The sequence below is a fragment of the Sphingomonas sp. HMP9 genome (genome assembly GCF_013374115.1).
GTDB lineage: Bacteria > Pseudomonadota > Alphaproteobacteria > Sphingomonadales > Sphingomonadaceae > Sphingomonas.
Genome location: NZ_AP022673.1, coordinates 2442950 through 2461904, shown reverse-complemented (window position 1 = coordinate 2461904; position 18955 = coordinate 2442950). Strand labels below are relative to the sequence as shown.

Annotated in this window: 17 protein-coding genes; 4 read left to right on the top strand and 13 right to left on the bottom strand. The window is 66.4% G+C overall.

All coding sequences use genetic code 11. The annotated features are described in order from the left end of the window. Positions 1–129 precede the first annotated feature (129 nt). The 3 genes from HMP09_RS10910 to HMP09_RS10900 form a co-directional block, all read right to left on the bottom strand. Entirely contained in the window at positions 130–1527 is a 1398-nt protein-coding gene (locus tag HMP09_RS10910; protein WP_176500386.1) for a M20/M25/M40 family metallo-hydrolase, read from the bottom strand. Between the two features lie 59 nt (positions 1528–1586). After that, positions 1587–2543, bottom strand: coding sequence for an aspartyl protease family protein (locus HMP09_RS10905; protein ID WP_176500385.1), 957 nt, complete (start codon positions 2541–2543; stop codon positions 1587–1589). Between the two features lie 244 nt (positions 2544–2787). Continuing rightward, a complete protein-coding gene (locus tag HMP09_RS10900) occupies positions 2788–5211 on the bottom strand; it encodes a ligase-associated DNA damage response DEXH box helicase (RefSeq protein ID WP_176500384.1) in 2424 nt (807 codons plus the stop codon). 92 nt (positions 5212–5303) lie between these two features. Between HMP09_RS10900 and HMP09_RS10895 the strand changes: the two genes are divergently transcribed. Both HMP09_RS10895 and HMP09_RS10890 read left to right on the top strand, forming a co-directional pair. Beyond that, entirely contained in the window at positions 5304–5909 is a 606-nt protein-coding gene (locus HMP09_RS10895; RefSeq protein WP_176500383.1) for a hypothetical protein, read from the top strand. A 523-nt stretch (positions 5910–6432) separates the two neighbouring features. Further along, on the top strand, positions 6433–7431 hold the full coding sequence (locus HMP09_RS10890) for a ligase-associated DNA damage response exonuclease (RefSeq protein ID WP_176500382.1): 999 nt from the start codon (positions 6433–6435) through the stop codon (positions 7429–7431). Here HMP09_RS10890 and HMP09_RS10885 read toward each other — a convergent pair. The 6 genes from HMP09_RS10885 to HMP09_RS10860 form a co-directional block, all read right to left on the bottom strand. Beyond that, a complete protein-coding gene (locus tag HMP09_RS10885; protein ID WP_232090186.1) occupies positions 7428–8780 on the bottom strand; it encodes a DUF418 domain-containing protein in 1353 nt (450 codons plus the stop codon). The genes HMP09_RS10890 and HMP09_RS10885 overlap by 4 nt on opposite strands. Positions 8781–8895: 115 nt before the next feature. After that, the gene (gene rpoN / locus HMP09_RS10880; RefSeq protein ID WP_176500380.1) at positions 8896–10428 is read right to left on the bottom strand and encodes an RNA polymerase factor sigma-54; all 1533 of its coding nucleotides are present in this window, start codon (positions 10426–10428) and stop codon (positions 8896–8898) included. A 171-nt stretch (positions 10429–10599) separates the two neighbouring features. Then, the gene (gene lptB, locus HMP09_RS10875; RefSeq protein WP_176500379.1) at positions 10600–11382 is read right to left on the bottom strand and encodes an LPS export ABC transporter ATP-binding protein; all 783 of its coding nucleotides are present in this window, start codon (positions 11380–11382) and stop codon (positions 10600–10602) included. 135 nt (positions 11383–11517) lie between these two features. Further along, positions 11518–12081, bottom strand: a complete 564-nt coding sequence (locus tag HMP09_RS10870) for an LptA/OstA family protein (RefSeq protein WP_176500378.1) — start codon at positions 12079–12081, stop codon at positions 11518–11520. Positions 12082–12086: 5 nt separating this feature from the next. Beyond that, positions 12087–12743, bottom strand: a complete 657-nt coding sequence (gene lptC, locus HMP09_RS10865; protein ID WP_176500377.1) for an LPS export ABC transporter periplasmic protein LptC — start codon at positions 12741–12743, stop codon at positions 12087–12089. Then, positions 12740–13360 carry a ribonuclease D gene (locus HMP09_RS10860; protein ID WP_176500376.1) on the bottom strand — a complete coding sequence of 207 codons (621 nt, stop codon included), beginning with the start codon at positions 13358–13360 and terminating at the stop codon, positions 12740–12742. The genes lptC and HMP09_RS10860 overlap by 4 nt, the downstream gene beginning before the upstream one ends. Before the next feature lie 302 nt (positions 13361–13662). Between HMP09_RS10860 and HMP09_RS18545 the strand changes: the two genes are divergently transcribed. After that, a complete protein-coding gene (locus HMP09_RS18545; protein ID WP_176500375.1) occupies positions 13663–14529 on the top strand; it encodes a cold-shock protein in 867 nt (288 codons plus the stop codon). Positions 14530–14563: 34 nt separating this feature from the next. Further along, positions 14564–15385, top strand: coding sequence for a glutaminyl-peptide cyclotransferase (locus HMP09_RS10850; protein ID WP_176500374.1), 822 nt, complete (start codon positions 14564–14566; stop codon positions 15383–15385). 162 nt (positions 15386–15547) lie between these two features. Here the strand turns inward: HMP09_RS10850 and HMP09_RS10845 are convergent, their stop codons facing one another. From HMP09_RS10845 to HMP09_RS10830, 4 genes are all read right to left on the bottom strand, one after another. Continuing rightward, positions 15548–16330, bottom strand: a complete 783-nt coding sequence (locus HMP09_RS10845; protein ID WP_176500373.1) for an AcvB/VirJ family lysyl-phosphatidylglycerol hydrolase — start codon at positions 16328–16330, stop codon at positions 15548–15550. A 71-nt stretch (positions 16331–16401) separates the two neighbouring features. Beyond that, a complete protein-coding gene (locus tag HMP09_RS10840; RefSeq protein ID WP_176500372.1) occupies positions 16402–17994 on the bottom strand; it encodes a cisplatin damage response ATP-dependent DNA ligase in 1593 nt (530 codons plus the stop codon). Positions 17995–18094: 100 nt separating this feature from the next. Further along, positions 18095–18280 carry a DUF1328 family protein gene (locus tag HMP09_RS10835; protein WP_055881870.1) on the bottom strand — a complete coding sequence of 62 codons (186 nt, stop codon included), beginning with the start codon at positions 18278–18280 and terminating at the stop codon, positions 18095–18097. A gap of 108 nt (positions 18281–18388) precedes the next feature. Further along, entirely contained in the window at positions 18389–18955 is a 567-nt protein-coding gene (locus tag HMP09_RS10830) for a TMEM165/GDT1 family protein (RefSeq protein ID WP_176500371.1), read from the bottom strand.

Sequence of the window (18955 nt, the reverse complement as noted above, 5' to 3'; positions counted from 1 at the left end):
GGCCCGCGGCGCTTGCCGTGGGAAGGGAGAGGGGCGTTGGGAAGAACTGTCGCCAGCCCCAAGCCCCCCTCCCCTCCGTCGCCCAAGGCTCCTCCCTCCCTCTCCCCGAAGGGGCGAGGGAAAGATGGATCACCCCGCGAACGCCTTCACCAGATCGAACAGGTAATCGCGGCCGTCATAGAGCGATGCGACGCGGATCCGCTCGTTGAGTCCGTGGATGCCGCCCATGTCCTTGTCGATGAACATGCCCGGCACGCCGTAGACGGGGATGTTGATCGCTTCGAAGAAGATGCCGTCGGTCGCGCCGGTCGACATCATCGGCAGGATCGGCAGCCCGGGGAAGTGCTTGGCCGCGACCGTCGTCACCGGCCCCATGATCTTCGGGTCGAGCGTCGGCGGGATCGCGGTCGGGCGCACTGGCTGGTTCGCGGTCACCGTCACCTTCGCCCCGGCCAGTGCCTTCAGCTTGGCGAGCGTGCCGTCGACCGTCTCGCCTGGAAAGATCCGGCAGTTGATGTTCGCGGTCGCACGCTGCGGCAGCGCATTCTCGGCGTGCCCAGCGTTCAGCAGCGTCGCCACGCAGGTCGTGCGCAGCGTCGAATGCATCGCCTTGTCACGGCTGACGATCGCGTCCGCGGTCTTGTCCTCCGGATTGGCGAGCAGCTGCGTGATCGCGGTCCCCATTTCGCCCGGCATCGCCTTCGCGCTGGCCGCGAAGAACGCCCTGGTCGTGTCGGTGAACTTTACCGGGAATTCATAGCCCTGCACCGCCTTCACCGCATCGGCGAGTTCGTAGATCGCGTTCTCCGGCGTCGGTTGCGAGCTGTGCCCGCCGGTGTTGGTGGCAAGGAACGTGTAGTTCTGCGCGGCCTTCTCGCCCACCTGGATCGCGAGCAACTGGCGCTTGCCGCTATCGTCGAGCCGGCCGCCGCCGCCTTCGTTCAGCGCGAACTCTGCCGCGATCAGGTCGGGCTTCGATTTCGCCAGATACTGCGCGCCGTTCCATGCGAAGGTCGTTTCCTCGCCGCACGTCAGCGCCAGCTTGATCGTGCGCTTGGGCTTGTACCCGGACGTCTTGAAGCGGATCATCGCGTCGGACCAGATCGCCGCCTGCGCCTTGTCGTCGACGGTGCCGCGCGCGTAATAATAGCCGCGTTCCTCGATCAGCTTGAACGGATCGCGGACCCAGTCCTCGCGCTTGGCCTCGACCACGTCGAGATGCGCAAGCAGCAGCATCGGCTTGACGCTCGCGTCCGATCCTTTGAGCACCGCGACCAGCCCGCCGTCCTTGGGATGCTCGGGCACCGAGAAATAGGTGATGTCGGCATCGGCATAGCCCGCGCTCTTCAACCGCGCGCCGATCTGCGCCGCGGCCTGCGTGCAGCTGCCCGTCGACAGCGTCGTGTTGGTCTCGACCAGTTCCTTGTAGAGACCAAGAAACGCCTTCTGGTCGGGCCGCGATTGCGCCTGTGCGGAGATCGGCATGGCCAGTATCGCCGCCGTAAGTAGCCAGCCCGTCACGCGCATTATCGTCCCCTTTATCGTGTCATGCCGGAGAGTTGCAGCGAACAGGTGCCGACGCAACCTCAACGGCGCGCGCGCGTGCCGCGTGGCAACGCCAGCCGTACCTCGCGGTTGGCAAAGTCGATGTCGACGCGGCGGAACAGCTGCAGCACGTCCATCCCGAGCAGCACCGCCGGTCGGTCGGCGAGGCCGAACAGGCGGAACGGCGGCGCGTCGACCGCCGTGAAAGCGATCGGCAGGTCACTTATCGTCAGGCTTCCGATCGTGACACGGTCGATCGTCGTATAGTCCGCCACCACGGTCTCCCCGGTGACGCCGGTCAGCGACACCGGTTGCGAGCGGACCATCTTGCGCATCACCTTTCGGCGAAGCGCTGCGTTGCCCATGCTGACCGACGTTCCCGTATCGAGGATCACGCGAATGCGGACACCGTTGCAATAGGCATCGGTGACGACCAACTGCCCGAACAGGCTTCGCGCGCGGATGACGATCTCGTCGGCCGCCGGACGATCGCTGGTCCGGCGTTTGCGAGAGGGCGTGACGGTCATCGTGTTGGTGTCAAAATCGATCCCTACCGCGTGTGCCTGCAACGTATCGATCCCGAGCAGTCCGCGCGCACCGAGATAGATTGCGCTGATTGCCGGCGCCTCGATCGGAGCACTGCCGATCACGCCGACCTTGAGCGAGGGAATGACGACGGTGGGGACTTGCTCCGATCCTGTCATCCCCGTCACGCGCACCGTACGGCCTGGGGCCAGACCGAGCGTCGCGGCCAGCTCGCGCGCGATGACGGTCCGCTGCGCCCCCGTGTCGACGACGAACGGAAAGGGCCCCGCGCCGGCGATCGTCACCGGCACCGTCATCCGCGTCTGGTCGTCGCCGAACAGCAACGTCGCATCGGGGTCTGCTGCAGATGCTGCAGCCGGTGCTAGTGCAGCATTTTGGCGCGTGAGTACGGCGTCCTGGGCGCTCGCCTGGCCGGTGATCACGAACAACAATGGGCCCAGCCACCTGCGCATGCTGCAAATGCTGCGCCCCATTTCATGCGCGCGCAACTGTGGTTATTCGGGGAGAACGAACCTGTAAATATCACCACCCCGGCGAAGGCCGGGGCCCAGTTGGGGGACGTTGCTCATGGAGCGCGGACCTCTGTTACGACCACCTTTCTCACTGGGCCCCGGCCTTCGCCGGGGTGGGGGATTATGAGGCCGGGATAGTGGGTTATGAGGCCGGCGGGGTGGTTGTGAGGGAATGTCGCCCCCCTCAATCCCGCCGCATAGCATCCGCGATCATCGCCTCCGCCTCGATCAGCAGCGCGTCGTCCGAACTGCTCGTCGCCACCTTCTCGCGCCCGATCAGCGTCAGCACCGGCACTGCCAACGGCGTCACGCGCTCGAGATCGACATGCACCATCGTCGCCGCCGCGCGGTCGAGCAGCGACGCCAGCCGCCCGACATCGGTCATCCGCGCGCGCGCATCCGCCCACGCCGCCTCCAGCAACAGATGCGTCGGCTCATATTTGCGCAGCACATCGTAGATCAGGTCGGTCGAGAACGTCACCTGCTTGCCGGTCTTGCGCTTGCCCGGATGTTGCCGCTCTACCAGCCCGCCGATCACCGCCACCTCGCGGAACGCGCGCTTGAGCAGGTGCGATTGCTGCACCCATTCGACGAATTCATGCTCGAGAATATCCGCCGAGAACAAAGCCGCCGGATCCGTGATCTTCTCCAGCCCAAACACCGCCAGCGCGTAATCATTGGCGACGAAGCCGAGTGGTTTGAGCCCCTGCGTCTCCATCCGCCGCGTGATCAGCATGCCGAGCGACTGATGCGCGTTCCACCCCTCGAAGCTATACGCGACCATGTAATGCCGCCCCTCGCGCGGGAACGTTTCGACCAGCAACTGACCGGGCTCGGGCATCACCGATCGATACGCCTGCATCTCCAGCCATTCGCGCACGTCGTCGGGAAACCGCGCCCAGTCGCCGGGATGCGCGAGGAACCCGCGGACCCGGTCGGCCAGGTTGGTCGACAGCGGCATCCGGCTGCCGCCATAAGTCGGGATCCGCGCCGGCTTCGACGTCGCGCGCACCACCAGATCCTCGAGGTCAATCTTCATCACCTCGAGGCTGAGCCCCGCGAAGAAGAACGTGTCGCCGTGGCTCAGCTGGGCTGCGAACGCCTCCTCGACACGACCCAGCACGCGGCCATTGCCGAACCGCACGTTCAGCATCGTCGCCTCGACGATGATCCCCGCGTTCAGCCGGTGCTGGCCGATGAATTTGGGGTGGCTGACCCGCCACGTGCCATCCGCGTCCTTGGTCAGCCGCTTGAACCGGTCATAGGCCTTCAGCGAATAGCCGCCGTCGCTGATGAAGTGCAGCACGCGCTCGAACGTCTCGGTCGGCAGCGCGGAATAGGGGAGCGCGGAGCGGATCTCGTCGAGCAGGTCGGCCTCGCGGAACGGCGCCGCGCAGGCGCACGCCATCACATGCTGCGCCAGCACGTCGAGCGCGCCCACCCGGAAGATATCCGAATCGAGTTCGCCCGCCTCGACCGCGTCGAGCGCCGCGCGTGCCTCGAGATATTCGAAGCGGTTGCCCGGCACGACGATCGCCTCGGACGATTCGTCGAGCCGGTGATTGGCGCGTCCGATCCGCTGCAACAGCCGCGACGATCCCTTCGGCGCGCCCATCTGGATCACGCAATCGACATTGCCCCAGTCGACGCCGAGGTCGAGGCTCGACGTCGCGACCAGCGCGCGCAGCTTGCCCTCGGCCATCGCGTTCTCGACCTTGCGCCGTGCCTCCTTGGCAAGACTCCCGTGATGCACGCCGATCGGCAGATTGCCGGCATTCACCTTCCACAGATCCTGAAAGATCAGCTCGGCAAGACTCCGCGTGTTGCAGAACACGATCGAGGTCTCGTGCGCCTCGATCTCCGCCATCACCTGCGCGGCGGCATAGCGGCCCGAATGCCCCGACCACGGCACGCGCCCCTCGGGCAGCAGGATCGCTATGTTCGGATCCGCGCCGGGCTCGCCGCGCACCATCGCGACCTGGTCGATATCGCCGTCGGGGGCGAGCCAAGCGCGATAGCCGTCGGCATCCGCGACCGTCGCCGACAGCGCGACGCGGCGCATCCCCGGCGAGATTTTCTGCAACCTGGCCATGCACAGCGACAGCAGATCGCCGCGCTTGCCGGTCGCGAACGCATGGACCTCGTCGACGACGATCGTGCGGAGCGTGTCGAACATCGTGATGCTGTCTGGATAGCTCAGCAGCAGCGACAACGACTCAGGGGTCGTGAGCAGGATCTGCGGCGGCTTGATCCGTTGCCGCGCCTTGCGGTCCGAGGGGGTGTCGCCGGTGCGAGTCTCGACGCGGATGTCGAGCCCCATCTCGTCGATCGGTGTCAGCAGGTTGCGCTGCACGTCGACCGCCAGCGCCTTCAACGGCGAGACGTAGAGCGTGTGCAGCCCCGCGGTGGGCGCCTCGATCAGCTCGGCGAGCGTCGGCAGGAACCCCGCGAGCGTCTTGCCCGCGCCCGTCGCCGCCACCAGCAGCGCGTGATGCCCCGCACGGCCTTCCGCCAGCATCTCGCGCTGATGCCGCCGCGGACGCCATCCCCGCGTCGCGAACCAGTTTTCCAAGGGGAGGGGAAGGTCGCTCACGGCCTGTTCACGCATCGTCGTCATATGGGGGCATCGCGCCGCACCGCTATGGACCGCACGCGTAACGACCGGCATTTCGGTTAGAGCTCTGTTGTGAAAGACAATCGGTGTCGCTTTTTCGCTATCTTCTGCCGCTACCGTTGCTTGCACTCCTGCCCTTCGCCAATGCCACCGCCGCCGACAAGTCGTTCGTCGGCGCAGGCGGCAACGTCCGCCTGTCCTACGCCTCCAACCTGACGCCGACGCGCAATTTCGCCGGCCGCCCGCTTATGAACCGCGGCTGGCGACAGATGTGGGACGGCGCCCCGGTCGGGCGCGGCGTCGGCATCGTCCGCTTCTGGCAGGTCGCCAAGCCGACCGACGGCAAGGGCCAGGTGACCGAGCTGCTCCAGGTCGGCTTCAGTCGCAGCGCTGCGGTGGTCGCCACCTGCGGCACTGCGGGAATGGTGTCGGGCAGTGCAAGGCGGCTCCCCAACCGGATGCTCGGCGGCCACCGCTGGACCGTCTACACCAATGGCGACGCGGGCATGAGCCAGCAGGTCAGCGCAACCAACCTGCGCAGCGTCATCAACGGCGCCTGCTACGCGATCGACCGCGTCACCTACGCGGTGAAGGCGGCAGCGCCGGCTAGCCGCAATGCGCCGACCCAGGCCGTCGCGGCGGCGCGAATGGACGCGATCCTGGCGACGATCAAGGTCGGCACGCGCCGGTAACGTGAGCGCGGCGATAGGCCCGGGGCACCACCCGGCCTGGCGTGCGCCGCCGGCCGCCCCTCGTGCGTCATCCTGACGAAAGCCAGGACCCAAGGTCACAAGCGCGGGCGTATAGGGCTCTGGATCCTGACTTTCGTCAGGATGACGGGGCTTGGATGGGACGGCATCTTGGAACCCCGCCGCATCGCGCCGTCGCGCCGTCCTGCCGTCCCGCCGTCCTGCGGTCGCGCCGTCGGCGTCGCGCCGTCTCACCGTCTCGCCGCCCTTTGGTACGGTCACGAGACCGTACGCGCCGCCGCCTCTTCGTCATCCTGACGAAAGTCAGGATCCAGGGTCACGAGCGCGGCTCCTTGCGGCTGGGTCCTGACGTGCGTCAGGATAACGGGACTTGAGCAACGCGCAGCCTTCTAACCGCCGCCATCATCCTTTCCTCCCGTGCGCGCACGCAGACCGCTCATGCCGATCGGCGCGGCGCGGCGACGCGATTACGGCACCGCACCCCCGGTCCACGCGTTACCCCCGCATGGCAAAACTCGGCGACTGGCTCGAACCGCATCCGCACGGCATTCTCGTCAAGCCGATCGACGCATGGATCGACCCCTCGATCCCGACCGCGAAAGCGCTCGTTACGCACGGCCATGCCGATCACGCGCGCGGCGGTCACGAGGCGGTGTGGGCGACGCCCGAAACGCTTGCGATCATGGATGCGCGCTACGGTCCGCAAGCCGGCAACCCGGTCGCGTACGGCGAGACGATCCGGATGGGCGAGGTCGATATCGGCTTCGTGCCCGCCGGCCACGTGCTCGGCTCCGCACAGATCGTGCTCGACTACCGCGGCGAGCGGATCGTCGTCTCGGGCGATTACAAACGGCGCGCGGACCCGACCTGCACGCCGTTCGAACCCATCAAATGCGACGTGTTCATCACGGAGGCGACGTTCGGCCTGCCGGTCTTCCGCCACCCCAACACCGGCGACGAGATCGACAAGCTGATTGCTGCGCTCCACGCCAATCCGGATCGCTGCGTCGTCGTCGGTGCCTATGCGCTCGGCAAGGCGCAGCGCGTGATCGCCGAACTGCGCGAGCGCGGCCATGACGCGCCGATCTACATTCACGGCGCGCTCCAACGGCTATGCGACCTGTATGCCGATCACGGCGTGCGGCTCGGCGAACTCCTCCCCGTCGCCGATGCCAAGAAAGCGGACATGGCGGGCCACGTCGTGATGTGTCCGCCGGGTGCGCTCAACGATCGCTGGTCGCGGCGGCTGCCCGATCCGATCACCGCGATGGCAAGCGGCTGGATGCGGGTCCGGGGCCGTGCCCGCCAGAAGAACGTCGAGCTCCCGCTGATCCTCAGTGATCATGCCGACTGGGACGAACTCATCACCACGCTGACCGAGATCGCGCCCAAGGAAGTGTGGGTGACGCACGGCCGCGAGGACGCGCTGGTCCATTGGTGCATGACCCGCCAGATCAAAGCGCGCGCGCTCGCACTGGTCGGGTTCGAAGACGAGGACGACTAAGTCCCGCCCCCTTTGAGGCGGTGCAAAGCTCCGGAGAGCGGCGGCGATGACACCTTACGCCACGGCAGCGCGCGTCCCTCCGCCAACGATCGCCATGCCCATTCCACCGGGGCGATGTCGAACCTACGGACATAGGCGTTGGCGAGCAGCAACAGCCCGATATTGATGGCCAGCGCGGTCGCCATCAGTCCGGCCCAGCCGAGCATGCCGTATAGCGCGAGGCCGAACGGCGGGAACAGGATCCACAGGCAGACGATCGTCTGGAGGATGTAGATCGACAGCGCGGTCCGGCCGGCCGCGATGAACGGCCGCAACAGCGTGGCGCCGAACCCCGTGCCGACCAGCAGGCAGACTGCGCCGACATGACCGAGCGTCATCGCCTCGCGCGCGACTTCGACGGTGGCCCATATCGTTTGCGGTGCATCGTCGAACCGTGTCTGTTCGATCGCGCCGACGATCCGCAGCGGAATGGCGATGGCATAGGCGACCAGCATCATGCGCAGGTAAAAGCCGCGCGATCGAGCGCCTTGCAGGATGCCAAGCTTGTAGAGAGCGGCACCGATCAGCATGACGCTGACGGCTTCCCAGAACACCACCAGCTCGAACCCTTGCGACTGGAGATAGACCGTGACGCTCCACTGCATCGCCGCCCATGTCGCAAAGCTACCGGTACGCGCCTTGTCCTCGGCGACGACCCTCGCTTGCCGGTCGGCCTTGCTTTTCGCGCGCTTGGCGTCGGCAGTCGCGACCTTGGCGAGCAGCTTCCGATCGTCCGCTGTGACCGGTCGACCCGCGGCGCGCGCGGCGTTGATCGCGCTGACCTGCGCGCGCGCCTGCAGCGGCTGGTAATAGGCGAAATATCCTGCACCGCCGAGCTGTGCGACGGCAGCGACCAGTCCGATCGTGATCAGCCAGCGCGGCCGCAGCCGCCGGAACAGGAACGCGGCCAATGCGGCGATCGCATAGCTGTGGAGAATGTCGCCGGGCCACAACAGGATGAAGAGGTGGACTATTCCGAACCCGAGCAGCAGCACGTCGCGCAGATAATAGCGCTTCATCACGACTCGCTGGCCGACGCTGAGCGCGGCGCGGTCGGTGAGGATCACCATCCCCGCACCGAACAGCAGTTCGAGCATGCAGCGCGCAGTGCCGTTCGCGATCACCTCGCGCAACCACCAGGCGATCTGGTCGGCCTGGCTCCAGCCGAGATGCCGGACATTGCCGAACGACGCCCAGAGCGAACCGCCCATGTCGTTGATGTTCATGAACAAGATACCGAGGATGGCGATCCCGCGAAGGATGTCGAGAACCGCGATACGGGGTGCGCCGTCCGGCTCCGTCGCCCGCAAGATTGTCGCTTCAGCTTCCGTGCTGCCTAAGTCGCGTGCGGCTTGGTCGTACATCGTTCTGGGCCCCCCCGAGATGACGAGGCCGATGCTAAGCCTATCGTGACGAAACGCAAGCTTAGCCGGCACCCTCTAGTGTACGGGCCCGACGGCGTTGTACGGAGCTTCCGATCCCCAATGCTTCGCGGTATTTCGCCACGGTCCTTCGCGCGATGTCGAAGCCTTTCGCGTTAAGCAACTCGACTAAGGTGTCATCGGATAGGATCTTGGCGCCTTCGGTGTCGATCAGCGCCCGGATCGCCGACTTCACCGCCTGCGCCGACACCGCCTCGCCACCGTCCGCCGACTGGATCGCGCTCGTGAAGAAGTATTTCAGCTCGTACAGTCCGCGCGCGCACGAGACGTATTTGTTGCTCGTGACCCGGCTGACGGTCGATTCGTGCATCTCGATCGCGTCCGCCACCTGGCGCAATGTCAGCGGGCGGAGATGCGCGACGCCCTTCAGGAAGAACGCCTCCTGCTGCTTCACGATCTCGGTCGCGACCTTGATGATGGTCCGCTGGCGCTGGTCGAGCGCTTTCACCAGCCAGTTCGCGCTGGCGAGGCAATCGCTCAGCCACGCCTTCGACGCCTTGTCCTGCTGCCCGCCCGACAGCTCGGTATAATAGCTGCGGTTGACCAGCACGCGGGGCAAAGTGGAGGCGTTGATCTCGATCGCCCAGCCCGCCTTGGTCCCATTGTTGATTCGGGCGACGAACAGGTCCGGCGTCACCGACTGCGCAGGCTCGCCGCCGTAGCGACAGCCAGGTTTCGGATCGTAGCTGCGCAATTCGCGGATCATGTCGGCCATGTCCTCATCGTCGACGTCGCACATCCGCTTCAGTCGCGTCAGTTCGCCGCGCGCGAGCAGGTCGAGATTGTCGATCAACCGCGCCATGCAGGGGTCGTAGCGATCCGCCTCCTTCGCCTGCAATGCGAGGCATTCCGAAAGATCGCGTGCGCCGACGCCAGTCGGGTCGAACGTCTGGATCGTCGCGAGCACCGCCTCGACTCGGACCAGCGGCACGCCGAGCCGGTTGGCGATGTCGAGCAGCGAACCAGTGAGATAGCCCGCCTCGTCGATCTGGTCGATCAAGTGCGCCGCGATGAATGCGTCCTCGTGGCGGACCGCGGGACCGGCCTGTGCGAGCAGGTGATCCGCGAGGCTGAGGCTGGTATCGGCGAACGCGTCCAGATCGGGCGCGTCCTCGCCGCCTGCGCCGCCTGCGCCGCCTGCGCTAGAGCCCGTCATCGAGAGCGCGCCGTCCATCCCGCTGCCGCCGTCGGCGACGCTGTCCTGCTGGTGGCTTTCGGTGGCGTAGTCGACGTCGAGTGCGGGTTCGCCGCCCCCGCTGGCCCCATCGCCGGTGCCTGCCACCAGCTCGTCGGCGGCCGCGCGCTCGTCGCGCACTTGGGCGACCGGTTCGCGGTCGGGGGCGTCGCCATCCTCGGCCGCGCTGGCTTCGAGCAGCGGATTGCGCTCGACCTCTTCGGCGATGAACCCCTCGATCTCCAGGTTCGACAGCGCCAACAGCTTGATCGCCTGCTGGAGCTGCGGGGTCATCACCAGCGACTGCGACTGGCGAATGTCCAGGCGAGGGGCGAGGCTCATGATACCAAAGCGGGGTCGTTGTCGTCGATGCTGACCGATCCTCCCCCGCCAGGGGGAGGTGGCAGACATAGCCTGACGGAGAGGGAGGTAAGAGCCAACCGCTGTGTCATGTCCTCCCCCTCCGTCGCCTGTGGCGCTACCTCCCCCTTGCGGGAGAGAATGGAAATTTACTTAAAGCGAGAAGCCTTCGCCCAGATACAGGCGGCGGACGTTCGCATCGGCGACCAGTTCGGCAGGCGAACCGGAGAACAGCACGCGCCCGTCATAGATGATGTACGCGCGATCGACGATTTCCAGCGTCTCGCGGACGTTGTGGTCGGTGATCAAGACGCCGATGTCGCGGCGCTTCAGGTCCTTCACAAGGTCGCGGATGTCGGCGATCGAGATCGGATCGATCCCCGCGAACGGCTCGTCGAGGAGCATGATCGACGGATCCGCCGCAAGCGCCCGCGCGATCTCCGCGCGCCGCCGCTCGCCGCCCGACAACGCCATCGCCGGTGAAGCGCGCAACCGGGTCAGCCCGAATTCCTCGAGCAGCGTGTCGAGTTTGCGCTGGCGCGCCGCCTTGTCCGGCTCGGACAGTTCGAGCACGGTGAGAATGTTCTTCTCGATCGTGAGCCCGCGGAAGATCGATGTCTCCTGCGGCAGATAGCCGAGGCCAAGGATCGCACGCCGGTACATCGGCAGCTTCGTGATATCCTCGCCATCGAGCATGATCCGCCCCGAGTCCGGCTTCACCAGTCCCATCACCGAATAGAAGCACGTCGTCTTGCCCGCGCCATTGGGCCCCAGCAGTCCGACGACCTCGCCGCGCCCGACCGACACCGACACGTCGGTCAGCACGACGCGCTTGTCGTAGGACTTCGCGATCGAGACGACCTGCAACCCGTTGCTCACCGGCGGCTCGGAAATCGGCTCTACGTCCTCGATCGGGGGCAGCGTGGTGGCGTCCATGGGATCAGGCCCTCGCAAAAGTCAGGTGCCGAACATCCGGCATTGATGGTGTCGCCGAACACTCGGCCGGGGGTTTGACAGGAAACATGCAGGAGCGCGTCGCCGGAGGGAAGCCCCTACGAAGCTCCTGCAGCCTCAGTTGCGCTTGGGAACCGAGAAGGTGCCGGTCACGCGATCGCCCGTCTGCGTCACGGTGCCACCGCTCGCGGCCGAACCGCCGCTGCTGCCCCCCGCGACCGAGGAGCCGTCGATCACCGAGCGCCCCGTGTCGAGGTTCATCGTCAGGCGCCCGCCGTTCACGGTGTTACCCGCCTGGGTCAGGGTCACCGCCCCCAGCATGGTGATGACGCGGCGATTGAGGTCGTAGATCGCGTATTGGCTTCGCGCGGTCTGGTCGGGGCGCTTGACGATCACGCCGCCCGACGCATCGAGCCGCGAGACCTGCGGGTTCCCGCCGATCACCTGGCCGGTATAGGCGACGGTCATCCGTGCCGAATTCAGCGTCATTTCGGCCTGCTTGACCGCGACGTTACCCGACAGGATGGCGCGATTCGCCTTGTCCTGAAGCTCGATATGATCCGCGCCGAAATCTATCGGGGCGTTGGAATTGTGCGCCTGCTGCGCGACCGCGGTCGTCGACAACGAAAGGGCGGATATCCCCAGAAGAATCTGGGTGGCAAGAATGTGAGTGGCGCGCATGGCGGCTATTTCGGCCCTCTGGGGATGATCCGCAAGCGCGCATTGCCATCGAGCGTCACGGTCCGCTTCTCGAGGTTCGCGTGCAGCTTGTTGGCCCTGAACGTTCCCTGCTGGACAGTACCCGTCGCCGCGCCGCCGCTTTCGAGCGTGCGTGCCTTCATGTCGATGGTCGCGTTGGTGGTCTTCAGATCGTAGCCGCCCGCCGCGGTCGCGTTCAGCGGGCCGAACAATTGCACCTTCTCGGTATCCATGTCGTAACGACCGGTGTTCGCCTTGATGTTGGCGGGGCCGTCGGTGAGCTGGATTTGCGCCGCGAGTTGGTTGAGCTGGACGATCGGTTCCGCCGAGCTTTTCTGGATCGCCGACGCGGCATCGAGCGTGAAGGCCTGCCCCTTTGTATCCTCGCCACGATAGCGCGCCACCTGCGTCTTCATCCGCTCCTGCGCGACGTCGACCTTGTTCTTGTCGAGCAGGAACGAGACGTCGCCGCCCGCGGTCAGCGGCGCCATCACCAGGAACGCCGCCAGCACGCCGATCGCGGTCGGCAACCCGACGCGGGCGATCGCCACGAAGCGATCGTGGCTGCCACCAGGCGCGGCCCAATCCTGCCGCGCGGTGCGTACGCGACGGGCGACGGGCGAGGGCGGCGGAACCTCTATCATGCGTGCGCGAAGATATCGATCTCGGGCCAGCCCGCGAGATCGAGTGCGGCGCGAGTTGGCAAGAAGTCGAAACAGGCCTGCGCGAGGTCCATTCGGCCTTCGCGAATCAGGCGCTTGTCGAGTTCGGTGCGCAGCCGGTGGAGGAAGCGGACGTCGGACGCGGCATAATCCTTCTGCGCGTCCGACAGTTCCGGGCTGCCCCAGTCCGACGACTGTTGCTGCTTCGAGATGTCCTGGCCAAGCAGTTCGCGGACCAGTTCCTTCAGGCCGTGGCGATCGGTGTAGGTCCGCACCAGCCGTGACGCGATCTTGATGCAATAGACCGGTGCCGCGACGACGCCGAGATAATGCTGGACCGCGGCGATATCGAATCGGCCGAAATGATAGAGCTTCACGCGCGCGGGATCGGCCAGCAATGCCTTCAGATTCGGTGCGTCATAGCCGGCACCCGCGGCGAATCGGACGAGGTGCTCGTCGGGGCCGCCATCGGAAAGCTGGACGAGGCACAACCGGTCACGAGGCGTGATCAGCCCCATCGTTTCGGTATCGACGGCGATCGCGGCGCCGGCCGCGAACAGGTCGGCGGGGATGTCGCCTTCGTGGAGATGAACTGTCATGCGCCGGCCGTAGCGGCCCGAGGCTGAACGCTCAATGGCTCTCTCTGCGTCAAAGATCCGAATCAGGCGACAAGAAGGCTTTGCGATCACCGATGCGACGAGCCGTGGCTTGCAAGCGACACTTGCGTCAGTATCGATCCAAATCGAACGGCCTCTGATCAGAATCTATTCGCGACGGCTTGTATTTTGCGCTAAGGGTCCCCTCAAGGCGCAAAAGGTTTCGCGCTGGAAAACCTGCGTTCGTCGTCCGGCACAAGGGTTTTGAGAAATTTGCGGGCGAACCGGGAAGACGAACAGAGCTTATGGGTTTCGATAAAGGTGGCCGCGGGAACCGTGGCGGGCGTGGCCGCGACAAGCGCGACAGCTTCGGCGGCGGCGACAACGAGTTCGGCGGCGGCAGCAGCTTTGGTGGCGGCGGCGACCGGTTCGGCGGCGGTAGCAGCTATGGCGGCGGCGGTGGCTCGAGCTACGGTGGCGGCGGTGGCAGCAGCTACGGCGGCGGCGGTAGCAGCTTCGGTGGCGGCAGCGGCGGCGGCGGCGGTGGTTACCGCGGTGGCGGCGGCGGCGGTGGCGGCGGCTTCTCGGGCGGCGGCGGCGGCGGCGGTGGTCGCGGCATGCCTCCCCAGGTTGTCGGCGAAGGCACCGGTGTCGTAAAGTTCTTCAACGCGCAGAAGGGCTTCGGCTTCGTTGTTCGCGATGACGGCGGCGAGGACGTGTTCGTTCACATCAGCGCAGTCGAGCAGGCCGGCATGGTCGCGCTCGCAGAGGGTCAGCCGCTCGGCTTCACGCTCGTCGATCGCGGTGGCCGTATCTCGGCAACCGACCTCAAGATCGACGGCGAGCCGATGGCCGTCACCGATCGCGGCCCGCCGCGTGACCGTGATGCCGGCCCGGGCGCGCCCCGTGGTGGCGACCGTGACGGTGGTGCAGGTGGCGCACAGCGTCAGCTCACTGGTGAGAAGGCGACCGGTACGGTCAAGTTCTTCAACGCGATGAAGGGCTTTGGCTTCATCCAGCGCGACGACGGACAGCCTGACGCATTCGTCCATATCTCGGCCGTTGAGCGCGCCGGCATGGCGACGCTGAACGAGGGCGACAAGCTCGAGTTCGAGCTCGAGGTCGATCGTCGCGGCAAGTACGCAGCGGTGAACCTGAGCGCAGGCGGCTGATCCAGCTGACTGAATCAGAACGCTGATCCATACCATGTTTGGTAGGATAACGATCGCGGCCGGCCTCGCTTTTGCGTGGCCGGCCGTTCTCGTTTCATCGTCGTTGCCGTCGGCAGCGCCCGCCCGCGTGCAGGCGGCCACGGCGCCGGACTCGCGCTTACCGATGCTGTCCGCGACGATCGTCGCCCGCTATCCGCACGATCGTACCGCGTTCACCGAGGGCCTGCTCTGGCACGACGGCGCGCTGTACGAGAGCACGGGGCAGGAGCGGCAATCCGACGTCCGCCGCATCTCGCTCGCCGATGGCAAGATCCTCGCCAGGGCGCGAATCGATCCTGCCCAGTTCGGCGAGGGGCTTGCGCTGTGGAAGGACCAGCTCGTCAGCCTCACCTGGCATGACGGCATCGCGCATCGCTGGGACGTCCGCACGCTCAAGCCGAAGGGCCAGAACCGCTACACCGGCGAGGGCTGGGGGCTGACGAGCGACGCACGCGGCTTCATCCAGTCCGACGGTAGCGAAAGCCTGATTATGCGCGACCCGCTGACGCTGGCGGAGCGCAGCCGGGTCGCGGTGACGATCGACGGCCGGCCCTTACGCGACATCAACGAGCTCGAATATGTTCACGGCGCGGTGCTCGCCAACGTCTGGCACACCGGCTTCCTGGTCCGCATCGATCCCGCCACGGGCAAGGTGACCGCGATCATCGACCTCCGCCCACTGGTCGCCGAAATCGCCGCGACCGACCCCGAGGCGGTTCTGAACGGTATCGCCTGGGACGCTAAGGCCGACCGTCTGTTCGTGACGGGCAAATACTGGCCCACGCTGTTCGAGATAAAAATTGCCACGCCGCGCTAAGTCCGTGCGCGCCCTTCTTCCGTCATCCTGACGAAAGTCAGGATCCAGAGCCACGCCGTGCTGCCCACATAACTCTGCATCTCGACTGTCGGCACAGTGTCGAAACGAAGGTCGGGACGACGACAGGACTGAAAAGACGAGTCGCCGCAGCCCCGGGCCAGCCTAGGTTTGCGCGACAGGCTGCCGGGCATCGGGCGCCACCGCGCGTATCGCCGCCAGCACATGCCCCAGCAGTCCATCCGCATCATGACGGATGTTATGCCCCCCAGGCATCCCAACCTTCCGCACGCCAGCCACCGTCAGCAACGGGCACAGGCTGTCGGTTTCCTCGACCCCATAAATGCACGTAAGCGGCGCCCAGCCGAGCCGGTTGCCCGTCGTCACCCCCATGCTGTCGGGCGTCCCGTGATCGTAGAGAAGCCCCGACGGATCCGCGCGATAGAACACCGTCTCGCCCGGCAGGATCAACACGATTCCCGCAACGCGCGGCCGCAGCGACGCCGGCAGGTCTGCCAGCCCGGTCTGGACGATGTCCGCGCCGTAGGACTGGCCCATCACCACCACCCGCTTCGCCCCCGTCCGCGCCAGCGCGGCGCGAACCCCGTCCGCCACGATCGCATCGAGTTCACCCCGCGTCCGATGTCGCGCGAACAGCGCCGGGGTGGTGATCCCGACGACCGGGATTCCATGCTCTGTCAGCCCGCGCGAGGTCGACGCACCGAGCAGGAACCGCAATCCCATGTCGCCCGAGAAATTGACCACCGCGATCGGCGGGGCGCCCGACGCGCGGACCCCGATAGCGGGATACACATGCACCGGATCGCGGTCGAAATACCCCGCGAGATAGACGAACAGCACGACGATCGCGTATAGGATGCCGCTCACCCACGCGCCACGCCGCCACCGTCGTGCCGCCGCCGTGCGGGGATGTTTCGTTGTGTTCACCGGACCGTCCTTACGCGTACCAAGATCGGCGGCGATACCCCGCGCTGCCGCCTGGTTCGATGGCGCGTGGATTACGTAATCATCCGCTTGAGCGTCTCGATCCGGTCCGCTTCCACCGCGGGCTTGTCCGTCCGGATCCGCGCGATCCGTGGAAAGCGCATCGCCACGCCCGATTTGTGCCGCTTCGAATCATGCAGCGAATCGAATGCGATCTCGAGCACCAGCGTCTTCTCCACCTCGCGCACCGGGCCGAACCGGTTCTGCGTATGGTTGCGCACGAAGCTGTCGAGCATCTTCAGTTCCTCGTCGGTGATCCCCGAATAGGCCTTCCCGACGGGGAGCAACTCGCCCTCCTCGGTCCAGCAGCCAAACGTATAGTCCGAATAATAGGACGATCGCCGCCCGGAGCCACGCTGCGCATACATCATCACGCAATCGGCGGTCAGCGGATCGCGCTTCCATTTGTACCAGAGCCCCGCGCGCCGGCCGCCGACATAGGGCGAGTCGCGCCGCTTGAGCATCACACCCTCGATCGCCGCGTCGCGCGCGGTGGCGCGGATCGCCTCCAGCGCGGTGAAGTCGTCCGCCTCGATCACCAGGCTCAGGTCGAACCGTTCGGGATCGAGTTGCGGCATGAACGCTTCCAGCCGTTTGCGCCGGTCGGTCCAGGGCAGGGCGCGCAGATCCTCCTCGCCATCGATCAACAGGTCGTAGAGCCGCACGAACGCGGGATACTCCGCGAGCATCTTCGCCGACACCGTCTTGCGCCCCAACCGCTGCTGGAGCGCATTGAAGCTGGCTGCACCGCCGCCATCCTCCAGCGTCCCACCCTGATGCTCACCCTTCACCAGCAGCTCGCCATCGACCGTCCCCGGCGTCCGGAACGCGGCCGCGATCTCGGGGAAGCTGGCGGTCACGTCGTCGCCGGTGCGGCTGTAGAGTCGCGTTTCACCCGCGACATGGACGATCTGCACGCGGATCCCGTCCCATTTCCACTCGGCGGCATAGTCGGCCAGATCAACGCGCAGATCCTCCAACCCGTGCGCGAGCATGAACGGCCGGAACACGGGCACATCGGCGGGGGTCGGTTGTTCGCCCGTCCCCTCGGCCCAGGCGAACAGGCTCGGATACGGCGCATCCAGCCCGTGCCACACCTCCTCGACCGCATCGACATCGAGCCCGAACGCATCGGCGAGCGCGGTCTTCGCCAGCCGCGCCGACACACCGATCCGCAGCGCGCCCGTCGCCATCTTGAGCAGCGCGAACCGCTCCCCGGCATCCGACCGGTCGAGCATGTCGGCCAGCGCGGCGGGGGCATCCGCGCGCGACAACGCCGCCAGTCGCTCGACCACGTCGGTGATCGATAAGGGAGTGGGATCGACCGGAACCGTCGGCTCGGGCCAGAGCAGCGCCACCGTCTCCGCAGTATCGCCGACATAATCGCGGCTCATCCGGAACAGCACCGGATCGACGCGTTCCTCTATCAGCCCGCGGATCACCGCCGACTTCACGCCCTTGAGATCGAGATCGCCGGTCAGCGCCGCCATCGCCCAGCCGCGGTCTGGATCGGGCGTCGCTCGCAGGTAATCCGCGATCAGCTTCAGCTTCGCGTTGCGCGACCGGGTGTAGGTGAGCGAGTCGAGCAGGGCGGCAAAGGCATGCATCGTCGTTGAACGCGCATGCCACCCGAAGGGATGCAGAGACGAAACGACCGCCGCCGGAGGGTCCGACGACGGTCGTTGTCATACGATACGGACTGGTGCGTCAGTCGATCGCGTTCTTGATCCCCTTGCCCGCGAGCAGGCCGAGCACGAGGAAGATCACGAACAGCGCGATTGCGATGAAGAACAGGATCTTGGCGATACCGATGAACGCGCCGCCGATGCCGCCGAAGCCGAGCAGCGCGAGCACGGCGCCAATGACGAGAAAGGTGATTGCGAGCTTCAGCATGACGGCCTCCAATGTGGTAAGGGTCACTCAACCGGTGTCGCAACCGGTTGGTTCCTGATCCGTAACGATCGGACCGGGATAGTGGAGGTTTTGAGAGGCCGGCGTGGGTCAGACGAGCCGGAGGGCGCCAAGCGCAAGGACAAGGCCGAAGAGCACGAACACCACGCCGATCGCGATGCGCAGCGGCTTGAGCGGCAGCTTCAGCCACGCCGCCTCGCCCATCAGCGCGGCGGGGACGATCACGACCAGCGATCCGATCGTCGCGCCGACCGCGGCCAGCGCGGGGACAGGCGAGCGCGCGGCGAGCGTCAGGACGATGAACTGCACCCCGTCGCCGAACGCGAGGATGAACAGGCCGAGCACCGCGGTCGCGAATGCGCCGATTCGCCAGCGATCGAGCCGGTCGGGCGCCTTGGCCGGGAAAAACGCGCTGCCACCCTGCAGCAGCAGCGCCAGCGCCAGCATCAGCTGTTGCGCATTGGGGGCGAGCTTCGGCCCGATCACCGTGCCCAGCGTGGCGGCCAGCCCGCTGGCGGCGAGCAGGGCGAGCGCGGCCATCGCGATGACCCGCGCGGGGCTGCCGTACCGGTCTGCCAGGATCGCGGCGAGCCATGCGGTGCGATCGCCGACCTGCGCGAGCGCAGCCGCGACGAAGGCCGCCATCAATGCGTCCAT